The organism is Ureibacillus sp. FSL E2-3493 (assembly GCF_038077515.1).
Classification (GTDB): Bacteria; Bacillota; Bacilli; order Bacillales_A; family Planococcaceae; genus Ureibacillus; species Ureibacillus halotolerans.
The window spans coordinates 3,321,612-3,334,259 of sequence record NZ_JBBOPK010000001.1; the positions used below are offsets into that span (position 1 = coordinate 3,321,612).

Consider the following 12,648-nt stretch of genomic DNA (forward strand, 5'->3'; position numbering starts at 1 on the left):
CTATGATTTCTTTTTATTTAAGCTTTGCGTTAAACGGTCAATAATAATGGCGAATACAACAAGACTAAGTCCTGCAACAAAGCCATTTCCAACTTGAGCACGTTGCAAAGCAGATAAAACTTCCCGTCCTAATCCAGGGGCACCAATCATTGATGCAATAACAACCATCGATAATGATAGAAGTACGGTTTGGTTAACACCTGCCATAATTGTAGATTTTGCTAGTGGCAGTTCTACTTTTATTAACTTTTGCCATCCTGTACTACCATAAGAATCTGCAGCTTCTACTAATTCCTTTGGTACTTGTCTAATACCTAGGTTGGTAAAACGAACTGTAGGCGGTAGTGCAAAAATTACTGAAGCAAAAACCCCTGGTACAACACCAATACCGAAGAAAGCTACAGCAGGGATTAAATAAACAAAACCAGGCATTGTTTGCATAAAATCTAGTACCGGTTTAATAATGGCTTCTGCAATTGAACTTTTAGACATTAATATCCCAAATGGAATACCAATGATGATGGCAATAATACTTGCAAATATGACAAGAGTTATCGTATTCATTAGCTCATCCCATAAGCCTTGGTTGTATATATAGAGCAAACCGACTATTGAGAATACTGCTAAACCAAATTTCCTTTTTGTTGCAAAGAACGCTATTAGCGCAATAATTAAAATAAATATAACTGGTGGAATTGCAACAAGCATATTAGTAATGAATTCCATTGCTGTTTTACCACCATTTTGAACAAAGTCAAAGAGAGGTGAAAAACTTCCAGTTAACCAGTCCATTATATTTTCAACAGTTTCTGCTACAGGTAATGTAGGAATACTATCTAGCAATTTACTCATCCTTTGTCACCCCCTCATTTTCAGAAGCAAGTGATTGAATGACAACGCCTCTAATTAACACACCGACTAATTTATTTTCATTGACAACTGCAATAGGAGTCGGTGATTCCGAAATAAGACCTAACACATCTTGAATAAGCATATCCTTCGGTACTGTAGGCATATCTGTTTTCAAGAAACTAACAACACTTTTTTCACCACGTTTTGCAGCTTCCAACGCATCGTCTGCAGTAATATAACCTTTAAACTCTCTCTTTTTGTCAATAGCTAGTAAAACACTAACCTCTTCTTCTCGCATACGTTGAAGCGCTACTTTCGGTCCATCTAGTTCAATATTGACTGTAATTGGACGTATCATCGCATTTTCAACTGTTAACACTTTTGAACGGTCAACATCTTCCAAGAATGTTTTGACATAATCATTAGCCGGATTCGTTAATATTTCCTCTCCCGTACCAATTTGAATAATTTTACCATCCTTCATGAGGGCAATGCGGTCGCCAATTCGCAATGCTTCGTTTAAATCATGGGTAATGAAAATAATCGTTTTCTTCACTTTTTGTTGTAAATCTAATAATTCATCTTGCATTTCTTTACGTATAAGTGGATCGAGAGCAGAAAAAGCTTCATCCATTAATAAAATATCAGGGTCATTCGCTAATGCTCTTGCTAAACCGACCCGTTGCTGCATACCACCTGAAAGTTGACTCGGATATTGATCCTTATATGGTAATAATCCAGCGTTATCTAAAGCCTTTTCTGCTTTCAATCTTCTCTCTTCTTTAGAAATGCCTCGCACTTCTAATCCATACTCTGTATTGGCGAGAACTGTACGTTGAGGGAATAAACCGAAGTTTTGAAACACCATGCTCATTTTTTCACGTCGAATTTTTCTGAGCTGTTGTTTATTCATTTTGGAGATATCTTCACCATCTATGTAAATACTGCCGCTTGTAGTCTCAATGAGGTTATTTAGCAATCTTACTAACGTAGATTTTCCACTACCAGAAAGGCCCATAATGACAAATATTTCACCTTCATTGACAGTGAAATTTGCATCATATACTCCAATCGTTGCTCCTGTTTTTTCTAAAATTTCCGTCTTACTTTTTTTCTCTTCGACAAGCTTTAAGGCACTACTTACATGCTTACCGAAAATTTTTGTGACGTGCTCCACTCTAATCTTCTCCATACCAATCTCCTTTCCTATTTTTGTATGTTACAAATAGATTACAACAAAAGTGACAACTTAATGTTAACAAAAGGTTGTTACTTGTGTCAAATTAACAATCTCGTAAACTATTAAGAAGAAAATAGCAAAATTCATTAAAAAAGCTACAAATGCTAAGTCATTAGCATCTGCAGCTTACATTAATTGGGATATAAAAATTTTTGAACGCGTTCTAGACATTCATCATTTCCGATGAAATATATGATATCGTGATGTTGAAAAGTAGCGTATGGGCCTGGTGAAATAATTAAATCATTCTCTCTCCGTATACCTACAATAGTAGCCGTTGTATTTTGCCAAAAGTTAATCATCCCAATGGATTGGGAAATATAGGGGCAACTTTCTTCAATTTCGACTTGAAAAGGAACAAAGGGATTTACAGATTTAAAACGTTCTGTACGGTTTACAAGTAATTCGGTCGTTTCTTGCAACACATTTAGTTCTTCCTTTTGTCTTTTAATACTTTCAAGCATTTCCAATTGAACTTGATAAATTGATTGTACTTCTAAAAATTGGTGAGCGAATTGGGCTGCCTTCTCATATGATTTAATGACAACCCCACTTCCCTTTGTAGCTTCCACAATTTCTAAATCTTGCAGAATAGCAATGGCTCGCCTAGCTGTTTCAGCAGATACTCCGTATTGACTTGCCAATGAAGATCTAGCATATATTTTTTCACCAACTAAATATTTTTTCTCTACAATTTTAGATGCAATATCTGCAGCAATCTTTTGATATTTAGGTTGCTTTACTTGTAGTTTTTTATTTTCCATTTTGATTTACCTTCCGAAGCTTTATTCATTTATTAATCCACAGTATGGTCTTTGAATCTTATAGTAATCGACAATTAGGTCAAGTAGCTAGTATTTTATTTCACTTATTGAAAAAGAGATTATTTTTTGTTGACATTCTCGTTACGTCAACCTTTATGATGATGTTAACAGGGGGGATAAAAGTGGAGTACACCATTAGTAAATTAGCAAAATTAGCGAATGTTAGTGCTCGAACATTGCGTTATTACGATGAAATAAATTTGCTTAAACCAGCAAGAGTAAATAGTTCAGGCTACCGAATTTACGGACAAAAAGAAGTAGATCGTCTACAACAAATTCTTTTCTTTCGAGAATTAGATGTCGATTTAGAAACGATTACTACTATAATGAATAATCCAAACTTCAATCAAACAGAAGCATTACAGCGCCATTACAAGGAACTTGTACAAAAACGTGCTCGCCTGGATAAATTAATCGAGACCGTTAAGAAAACGATTGCTCACGAGAAAGGAGAAATTATTATGCAAAATGATGAAAAGTTTGAAGCGTTCAAAGATCAATTAATTGCAGAAAATGAACAACAATATGGTGATGAGATACGTCAAAAATATGGTAACGATGTCGTGGAAAATTCCAATGCCAAGTTTAAAAATATGTCAAAGGAAGATTATGATGCGATGACTCGATTAGGAGAAGAAATTCTTGAACTTCTTCCGAAAGCTTTCGCAACAAATGAGCCAACCTCGCCATTAGCAAATGAGCTCGCAAAAAAACATAAAGAGTGGTTAACCTTTACATGGCCTTCTTACTCTAAAGAAGCCCATATCGGATTAGCGGAAATGTATGTTGCGGACGAACGTTTCAAAGCTTATTACGATAAAGTCGTTGATGGTGGAACCGAATTTTTACGAGACGCTATTGTCCATTTCATCAAACAACAAAAATAAATCAATCGTTTGAAGTAATAAAAAACCACGAGCACACGGGTGTCAATCCATTGTTGGCACCCATTTTTTTGCACAAATATAGAATGAAACGAAATTTTTATAAAGTTGAATATCCCATTCATTTTGCATATTTGATTTTCCTATGGAAAGACTATTATTAAAAAGGAGATTCAGTATGCCAAAAATTGCTTCTGTTAGTACATATAATCCACCCTATACATTAGAACAAGTCAATATAGAACAACTTACTAAAGAACTTTTTCGAGATAAAATACCGCAACTCGATCGGTTATTGAAAGTATTCGAAAATGGAGAGATAAAACAACGCCATTTCTCTGTTCCATTAGAGTGGCACCGAACAAAACACACCTTTGAAGAGCGAAATGATTTATATATTCAGTTAGCGACTGAATATAGTATAAAGGCCATTGAATCTTGTCTTCAAAACACCCAATTTTTAACACACCCCCTTACGCCACCCGATATTGATGCCATTATTTTTGTATCCAGTACGGGTATTTCCACACCTAGTATTGATGCAAGAATAATGAATAAGCTAAACTTTTCAGATCGCATAAAACGATTACCGATATGGGGATTAGGCTGTGCCGGTGGAGCATCCGGTTTAAGTCGTGCTTATGACTATTGTTTAGCCCATCCAAAGGAAAAAGTACTCGTCGTTTGTGTTGAGCTTTGTAGTTTAACCTTTCAACAAAATGATTATTCAAAAAGTAATTTAGTTGGGGCATCCCTTTTCGCTGATGGTGTCGCTTGCCTTTTAGTATGTGGTGATGAAGCGTTCGTAAAAACGAATAAAATGGTGCCCTATATTTTAAATACGGCTTCAAAATGGATGCCTAATTCTGAGGATGTGATGGGATGGGATTTAAAAAATGATGGGTTACACGTTATCTTCTCGAGAGATATTCCTTCTATTATAAGTAAATGGTTGGGACCATTTATTGATGACTTTTTACAGGAACAACAGTTGTCAAAGGAACAACTAGAATATCTTGTCGCTCATCCTGGTGGAAAAAAAGTATTAAAGGCTTATGAACAAACGTTAAACATGACAGAACAACATACTGCTATTTCTCGGGAAGTTCTTCAGAAAAATGGAAATATGTCTTCTCCTACTGTCCATTATGTATTGGAACAATTTATGCTAAAAGAAACAAAATCAGATGCTTTTGGCTTATTAGTTGCCCTTGGACCTGGCTTTAGCGGAGAAGCAGTATTACTTCAATGGAGGGATTAACTTGTTCTTTTTACTATTTGTTTCGATTGTCATTCTACAAAGAATTATTGAAGTGATGGTTGCTAAAAGAAATGAGAAAAAAATGTTATCGGCCGGTGCCTACGAAGTGGGAGGTTCCCATTATCCATTTATGATTGCCCTCCACGTTAGTTTTTTTATTAGTTTAATTGGTGAAGTCATCCTATTTGAACGTACCATATCACCGTGGTTTTTATTACTTTTTATCGTCTTTTTACTAGTCCAAGCTTTAAGAATTTGGTGTTTAATTTCCCTTGGACCTTTTTGGAATACGAAAATCATTATTCTTCCATCAGCCAAAGTAGTTAAAAAAGGACCTTATTTATTTGTTCGACATCCAAATTATCTCGTCGTATGTACGGAAATTTTACTTCTTCCCTTAATGTTTCAAGCTTATTTTACAGCTGTTTGTTTTACGATTTTGAATTTTATTATGCTATCGATACGTATTCCTACCGAAGAAAAGGCATTAATAGAAGCAACCAACTATAGTAAAACTTTTAATAGGAAAGTATCGTCTTCGGTTCCAAATGATTCATCTAATGAATGTTAAATTTTTTATGGACTATATCATGTAATAATCATAAATAATATATATTTATTAGAAATTCCATGGGAAAAGTCGTATAATGCAAACTATACAGCACACATAGTGACTTATTCACACCCATTTTACCAATTTAATATTTATAAATAAATTTTCATTTTGAATATACTTCTTAGTAATTACTTTTCTTAGAAAAAAATTCATAATTGTTCCATTCCAACTACATTTTTTAGAAAGAACTATGATTTAAAACATATTTATACTATCATGATATACGATGATACAAATTTCACATCGTGGAAATAATAGTTGGATTTCTATTAATGTGTGACTATATGTGAAATGATTTTCAAACTTTTTCTAACTAACAAAATGCATAAAATGCAAAATGTAAAGGAGAATTGGATATGTCAGAAGAATTGACTCAAGCTCAACAAGCAGTAAGCCAAGGAAAACAAGATTTACTTGATCAATTATTAAAACCTGAAGTTCAAGAATCGTTAACGACTTTAGTTGAACAATTACCAAAGTTAACTGAGGTTGTTACTCTATTAACAAAAGCTTATGACTTTGCTCAATTAGTTGCAACTGATGAAGTCTTAAAGAGCGATACTGTAAATGCTATTAAAGAAATGTCAGAGCCTGTTATCGGTTCGGTTAAAACTCTTGCTGCAACGGCAATCGAAGCGAAAGATCGTGCAGATGCAACGAACGAAAACATCGGTATATTTGGGTTATTAAAATTAATGAAAGATCCAGAAGCTCAAAAACTTTTCCGTTTCGCCAATGCCTTTTTAGAAATCCAAGCAGAACGTAAATCTCAAGAATAGTTCACTTTTAAACAATAGTATGGACGGAGGATTAATCATGTCAAAAGAAATCGTCATCTTAGGTGCAGGTTATGGTGGATTACTAACTGCTCTAACATTACGTAAATATTTAAATAAAGATGAAGCAAAAGTTACTGTAGTAAATAAATATCCAACTCATCAATTGATTACAGAATTACACCGTCTTGCAGGTGGTACAATTTCAGAACCTGCAATTTCATTCCCATTAACTAAACTATTTAAAGATAAAGATGTTAACGTAGTTATCCAAGAAGTGAAATCATTCTCAGTTGCCAATAAAGAAGTTTATTTAGCAGATGGTTCTGTCTTATCATACGACAACCTAGTTGTTGCCCTTGGTAGCCAAACTGGTTTCTTCGGAATTCCTGGATTAGAAGAAAACAGCATGGTATTAAAATCTGTTGATGATGCTAATCGCATCAACAAACATATCGAAAGTAAAATTGCTGCTTATGCTAAATCCAAAAATCCTGCAGATGCAACTATCGTGATCGGCGGTGGCGGTTTAACTGGTGTTGAATTAGTTGGTGAAATCGTTGATAACTTCCCTAAAGTTGCTAGAAAATACGGTATCGACTTTAAAGATCTAAACATTAAGCTAGTTGAAGCAGGTCCGAAAATCTTACCAGTACTTCCGGATGACTTAATCCAACGCGCTACTGAAAGCTTATCAGCTCGTGGTGTTGAATTCTTAACTGGCCTTCCTGTTACTGGTGTTGAAGGTAACAAAATTTCATTAAAAGACGGTACGGTTATCGAAGCAAACACATTCATTTGGACAGGTGGAGTTGCTGCTCTTCCTCTAGTTCAAGAATCAGGTTTAGCATGTGACCGTGGTAAAGCGATCATTAACGAATACTTACAATCTACTTCTCATCCAGAAGTATTTGTTGTAGGTGATGCTTCTGTTGCTTTACCAGCAGATGGTGGTCGTCCACTATTCGCACCTACAGCACAAATTGCATGGCAAATGGGTGAAACTGCTGGTTACAATTTATATGCAACAATCGAAGGTCAAAAACTAGAAGTATTTAATCCTGTTAACTCCGGTACTCTTGCTAGCCTTGGACGCAAAGATGGTGTAGCAACAGTTGGTGGTAACAATATTCCATTAAAAGGTCTTCCTGCTTCATTAATGAAAGAAGCAAGTCACGTTCGTTACTTAGCACATATTAAAGCATTATACGGTTTAGCATATTAATTAAACAAAAAAGAAGATTTCGTATTAAACGAAATCTTCTTTTTTGTATATTCATTTAATTTTTTCCTGCTTCTAATAAAACTTTGCTTCCTAATAAGAAGAAACTTAATATGAAAATTAATATTCCTGTACCAATTAAAAGCCATTCAATCGCAATTATATCCGCAATCGGTCCAAATACTAACATTCCCAAAGGCATCATAGAAGTTGAGATCATCGTTAATACACCAAAAACTCTGCCTAAGAAATCCGGTTCAACCTTTTCTTGAAGTAAGACAGTTGCCGGCGTATTAAACAACGGCATTATCAATCCAATGATTCCCATAAATATTAAGTAAATCCAAAATACTGGAACAATTCCTAATAGCAATGTACAAAGACCAAAAACAAAGGCGGATAAAGCCATCGTATGGGTTTTGTTTTTAAATCCTCCCCAAGAAGCTATTACAATCCCACCCACTATCATTCCAATAGAGAAGGCAACCTCAATAGCAGATAAATGCCATTCATTCGCTCCAAAGGTTCGCGTTACCTGTAATGGTGTTAAAAATGAGGCAGGTGCAGCTAACACAAAGAAAAAGGCAAAAAACATAAAAAATTTCTTTAAAAATGCATGCTGATTAATGTAGTTTAAACCTTCTTTAAAGTCATTAAAATACCCAACTTTTTGTGTTTCCATTGCCTTTGCATGAAGGGGAATTTTCAAAAAGAATAGTAACGTTAGTACTGCTATAGCAGCTGTAATCACATCGATAAAGAATATCATCTCTAATGTAGTCACTGACAATAGTCCAGCACTAATCATCGGTGATAACAACATAACAAAAGCTTGTATACTACCATTTGCTCCGTTTACTTTTGTCAGTTTTTCTTCCGGTACGATTTGAGGCAAAATGGCGCCAACAGCAGGTGTTTGTATTCCTGTGCCTATCGCTCGTATTGCATACATAACAAACAATAACCACATCGAATTATAACCATTTAAAAACAAGATGGCTAAAATTAACGTTGAAATGGCAATCATTGAATCCGCAATCATAATTAAATATTTACGATTAAATCGATCTGCCCACACTCCTGCAAAAGGTGCAAGGAAAAAAGTAGGAACAAATCCGCATATAATCGAAATCGTCATCATAATTCCCGACTGAGTTGTTAATGTGATATACCACATGATGGCATATTGTACAAGGGAAGAACCGAATAACGATATCGTTTGACTCCCTAAAAAGAGCGTAATGTTTTTCTTCCACTTTTCATTGGTAACCTGTTCTTTTTGATTCATTTAGATATTACATCCTTTTCTAATTGATTTTGTTTTTTCAAATCGCTTAGAAACGTTAATTACTATACGAGTCAGAAACCAAAATACAGGTGGAAATTTCAAATTTAGTAAATGGCTATTGATTAACAAAATGTCAGTCGCTCATACTTATTCTAAGGATTCCGTTTATATGAAAAATTGAATAAGTTACTCGATTTAAGTTAGACCAATTCCATTTACCCCACAAATTCATTGAGGTTTGAACGTATTGCATTAACGGTTCGAATTTTGGAAACGTAGTCTAACTGATTGCATTTTGAAAACCCTCCATTCCTTTAAGTAAGCCCATTATAGCATAATATTTTCCAAAACTATAAATATCTATATGAAAATAAGATGAGAGGGGTATAATTGTAAATACGAGTCAAATATGAAGGTGTGAATAAACAATGAGTGATACAAAAGCAGCTTTAAATAATCCAATCTATCCAGTTATGATTGCAATTGGAGTAGCCCATCTAATCAATGATACGATGCAATCCGTTGTTCCAGCTATGTTTCCATTACTTGAACGGGATTTAGGTTTATCCTTTACTGAGTTGGGCATTATTTCCTTTGTTTTAAATATGTTCTCCTCTGCTTTACAACCTGTAGTAGGATTCGTTAGTGATAAAAAACCAATGCCCTTTGCATTACCTATTGGGATGATGAGTGCCTTCGTCGGCTTATTACTCCTTGTATTGGCAGAAAGTTACTGGCTTATTTTAATTTCCGTCCTATTTTTAGGTTTTGGTTCAGCTGTATTTCATCCCGAAGGCTCACGGGTATCCTTTATGTCAGCTGGAAATAAACGGGGTCTGGCCCAGTCGATTTATCAAGTAGGCGGAAATTCCGGACAAGCCCTTGCCCCTTTAATTAGTGCTTTTATTTTAGATGTTTACGGTCAGCATGGAGCAGCCATTGTACTGCTTTTAGCAACCATTGGAATTGCCCTTCTTCTCCAAATATCTAGATGGTATATACGCCAATTAGAGGCAGAAAAATCACAACAAAAGAAAAAGAAAATATTAATTTCCTCATTACCGCCTTTAACTAAAAAACAAGTTGGGATTGCGTTAGGTTTATTACTTACCATTATTTTTGCTCGCTCTTTTTACACAACGAACATTACGAACTTTTATGTCTTTTACTTAATGGATCATTATGATTTAAATTTAAAAACCGGACAAGTGTTTATTTTTATTTTTATGGCTTTTGGTGTATTAGGTACTTTTTTTGGAGGGTCACTTTCTGACCGTATCGGTAGAAAAAACGTGATCATTCTTTCGGTAGTAGGACCCCTTCCTTTCTGTTTACTATTACCATATATGCCGATTTGGGTTGTTCTTATTTTCTTAATTATTATCGGTACGCTTATTATGATTAGTTTCTCCGTTACAGTTGTATATGCCCAAGAATTAGTTCCAAGTAAAATTGGGACGATGGCTGGACTTACAACGGGATTTGCCTTTGGAATGGGCGCAATTGGTGCTGTCGTTATCGGCTTTTTACTCGATAAGATTGGGATTGAAACGACAATTCAAATCGTTTCCGTCTTACCTATACTGCTAATTGTTGCATTCTTCTTACCGAAAGATAAAGTCGAAAAAACAGCATAAAAAATATGGAGGCATCCTTTCATAAGGTGCCTCCATACTTTTAACTTCGCATCTTTTTTTGATAAAATCGAACGACCACAACAATGAAAATAATCGCAAGGACCGCATACGCAATATTGGAATAGATGTCCATGTAGTGAACAATCGTTTCCCACGATTCTCCCACAGCAGCACCTATGTTAACTAAAACCAAATTCCAAATTAATGTACCTAACGTTGTAAGTAGTAGGAATGTAAAAAAGTTCATTTTAGCTAATCCAGCTGGTAATGAAATTAAACTACGAATTAAAGGAATAAAGCGGCAGAAAAATACAGTCCATACATCATACTTTTCAAACCAAGAATTCGCTTTATGAATATCTTTACTAGTGAGACGTAGAACTTTCCCCCATCTATCCACAAACCGTTCAATTCTTTTAATACCGACAAGGGCACCTATTCCATAAAGAATAATAGCCCCTACTACTGAACCAATCGTAGATGCGACAACAACTCCAAAGACGGATAAATCCGTTTGTGTCGTCATAAACCCACCAAAGGTTAAGATAACTTCTGACGGTATTGGAGGAAATAAATTTTCTAACATGATTAATAAGAAAACACCTATGTATCCAAATTCCTCCATCACCGTAGTAATCCAATTTTCCATTCATACTCTCCTTATATTCTTTCATATTTTTTCTTTCATTTATTATCTTATTTCCAATATAATGCTACTCTATTATACAACCCTATTCAAATTTTCTTTAAGACATTCGTGAAATAAAATGAAAAAAGCCAACGAAAACTACATTGGCTTTATTGTATATGACTTTATAGAAGGAAAATGGTTCCTAAGAAAAGGGATAAAAATTACTTATACTTTTTCTTAAGCCCTTTCGAGATTTGCTTCCATTTTCTCTTTTCAGCTAATTTTTCTTGTGTATTTGTCTTTCTTTCCATAAAGGCTAATTCCTTTTGGAGTTTAAAATAACTTTGCAATCTGGAAAATTCTAAATCACCGTTATCAATGGCCTGGACGACCGCACAACCCGGTTCTTTTTTATGGGTACAATCTCGATAACGACAACTAATTGATAGCTCTTCAATATCTTGAAAACTTGATGCTAAGCTCTCACCTTGATCCCATAACTGCAACTCTCTCATTCCTGGTGTATCAATCAAACACCCACAGCCAGGTAAAAATACTAGCTCCCTGTGAGTTGTTGTATGTCTTCCCTTTGCATCATCTTCCCGAATACCGGATACTTTCATAATATCCTCACCATATAAAGCATTCATTAAAGTAGATTTTCCTGCACCAGAGGAACCAAGCAAAGCACCTGTTACCCCTTCATTAAAAAATGCTCGGATTTGTTCTATTCCTTCACCCGTATAAGAGCTCGTAACAAATATATCAACACCTATTGCAATAGACTCTGTTTCCCTTAAATAATCGTCAACATCTTCACATAGATCCGCTTTCGTTAAAACGATGACAGGAGTGGCACCGGAATCCCAAGCCGCTATTAAATACCGCTCTAATCGCCGAATGTTGAAATCCGCATTCAAACTCATAACTAGAAATACAATATCAACGTTCGATGCTACAATTTGTTCTTCCACTTTTCTTCCGGCAATTTTCCGTGAAAACTGTGACTTCCGTTTAAAAATTTTATGGATGATCCCTCTTTCCTCACCATCCATTTTTTCCACTAACACCCAGTCTCCTACCGCAGGGAAATCTGCTTGTGAAAAGGACTCGTAAACAAAATGTCCTGCTACTGTTGATAACCACTCCCCTTGCTCTGACAATACCCGATAGGAATGTTTATGCTCTAAAAGAACGCGGGCAGGAACACAGTTTTTATATTTTTCTTCTTTTAAAAAAGACGTATATTGTTCTTCAAAAAATGTTGTAAAACCTAAAGATTTTAAATTCAATGGATGGACCTCCTAAAATGATAATTTAGCGGTTATTTTCCGCAGTAAATTAAAAACCCTTATGAGCTGCGATTTGGCAGTCATAAGGGTTCATCACGTTCAAGAGGTAAATTAAAATACTTCCA

The 12,648-nt window shown here is 35.1% G+C and carries 12 protein-coding genes; 6 read left to right on the top strand and 6 right to left on the bottom strand.

The features are described from left to right. From MHH69_RS17060 to MHH69_RS17070, 3 genes are all read right to left on the bottom strand, one after another. On the bottom strand, positions 1-852 hold the full coding sequence (locus MHH69_RS17060) for an ABC transporter permease (RefSeq protein ID WP_122972135.1): 852 nt from the start codon (positions 850-852) through the stop codon (positions 1-3). Beyond that, the gene (locus tag MHH69_RS17065; RefSeq protein WP_122972136.1) at positions 845-2,044 is read right to left on the bottom strand and encodes a quaternary amine ABC transporter ATP-binding protein; all 1,200 of its coding nucleotides are present in this window, start codon (positions 2,042-2,044) and stop codon (positions 845-847) included. The genes MHH69_RS17060 and MHH69_RS17065 overlap by 8 nt, the downstream gene beginning before the upstream one ends. A gap of 179 nt (positions 2,045-2,223) precedes the next feature. Beyond that, positions 2,224-2,856 carry a TrkA C-terminal domain-containing protein gene (locus MHH69_RS17070; RefSeq protein WP_122972137.1) on the bottom strand — a complete coding sequence of 211 codons (633 nt, stop codon included), beginning with the start codon at positions 2,854-2,856 and terminating at the stop codon, positions 2,224-2,226. Between the two features lie 182 nt (positions 2,857-3,038). On the opposite strand from MHH69_RS17070, the gene MHH69_RS17075 reads away from it, so the two are divergent. The 5 genes from MHH69_RS17075 to MHH69_RS17095 all read left to right on the top strand — a co-directional run bounded on the left by MHH69_RS17075 (position 3,039) and on the right by MHH69_RS17095 (position 7,678). Continuing rightward, on the top strand, positions 3,039-3,803 hold the full coding sequence (locus tag MHH69_RS17075) for a MerR family transcriptional regulator (RefSeq protein ID WP_341362807.1): 765 nt from the start codon (positions 3,039-3,041) through the stop codon (positions 3,801-3,803). Positions 3,804-3,978: 175 nt separating this feature from the next. Continuing rightward, positions 3,979-5,061: a type III polyketide synthase gene (locus tag MHH69_RS17080; RefSeq protein WP_341362808.1), complete on the top strand. Its 1,083-nt coding sequence runs from the start codon at positions 3,979-3,981 to the stop codon at positions 5,059-5,061. Between the two features lie 55 nt (positions 5,062-5,116). After that, positions 5,117-5,632 carry an isoprenylcysteine carboxyl methyltransferase family protein gene (locus MHH69_RS17085; RefSeq protein WP_241559312.1) on the top strand — a complete coding sequence of 172 codons (516 nt, stop codon included), beginning with the start codon at positions 5,117-5,119 and terminating at the stop codon, positions 5,630-5,632. 401 nt (positions 5,633-6,033) lie between these two features. Then, positions 6,034-6,456, top strand: coding sequence for a DUF1641 domain-containing protein (locus tag MHH69_RS17090; protein ID WP_122972140.1), 423 nt, complete (start codon positions 6,034-6,036; stop codon positions 6,454-6,456). A gap of 37 nt (positions 6,457-6,493) precedes the next feature. After that, positions 6,494-7,678, top strand: coding sequence for an NAD(P)/FAD-dependent oxidoreductase (locus MHH69_RS17095; RefSeq protein WP_122972141.1), 1,185 nt, complete (start codon positions 6,494-6,496; stop codon positions 7,676-7,678). A 55-nt stretch (positions 7,679-7,733) separates the two neighbouring features. Here MHH69_RS17095 and MHH69_RS17100 read toward each other — a convergent pair whose 3' ends face one another. After that, entirely contained in the window at positions 7,734-8,963 is a 1,230-nt protein-coding gene (locus MHH69_RS17100; protein WP_341362809.1) for an MFS transporter, read from the bottom strand. Between the two features lie 428 nt (positions 8,964-9,391). Between MHH69_RS17100 and MHH69_RS17105 the strand changes: the two genes are divergently transcribed. After that, positions 9,392-10,600, top strand: a complete 1,209-nt coding sequence (locus tag MHH69_RS17105; protein ID WP_122972143.1) for an MFS transporter — start codon at positions 9,392-9,394, stop codon at positions 10,598-10,600. 40 nt (positions 10,601-10,640) lie between these two features. Here MHH69_RS17105 and MHH69_RS17110 read toward each other — a convergent pair whose 3' ends face one another. Next, entirely contained in the window at positions 10,641-11,249 is a 609-nt protein-coding gene (locus MHH69_RS17110; protein WP_122972144.1) for a DedA family protein, read from the bottom strand. 203 nt (positions 11,250-11,452) lie between these two features. Beyond that, a complete protein-coding gene (rsgA, locus tag MHH69_RS17115; RefSeq protein ID WP_341362810.1) occupies positions 11,453-12,523 on the bottom strand; it encodes a ribosome small subunit-dependent GTPase A in 1,071 nt (356 codons plus the stop codon). Positions 12,524-12,648 lie beyond the last annotated feature (125 nt).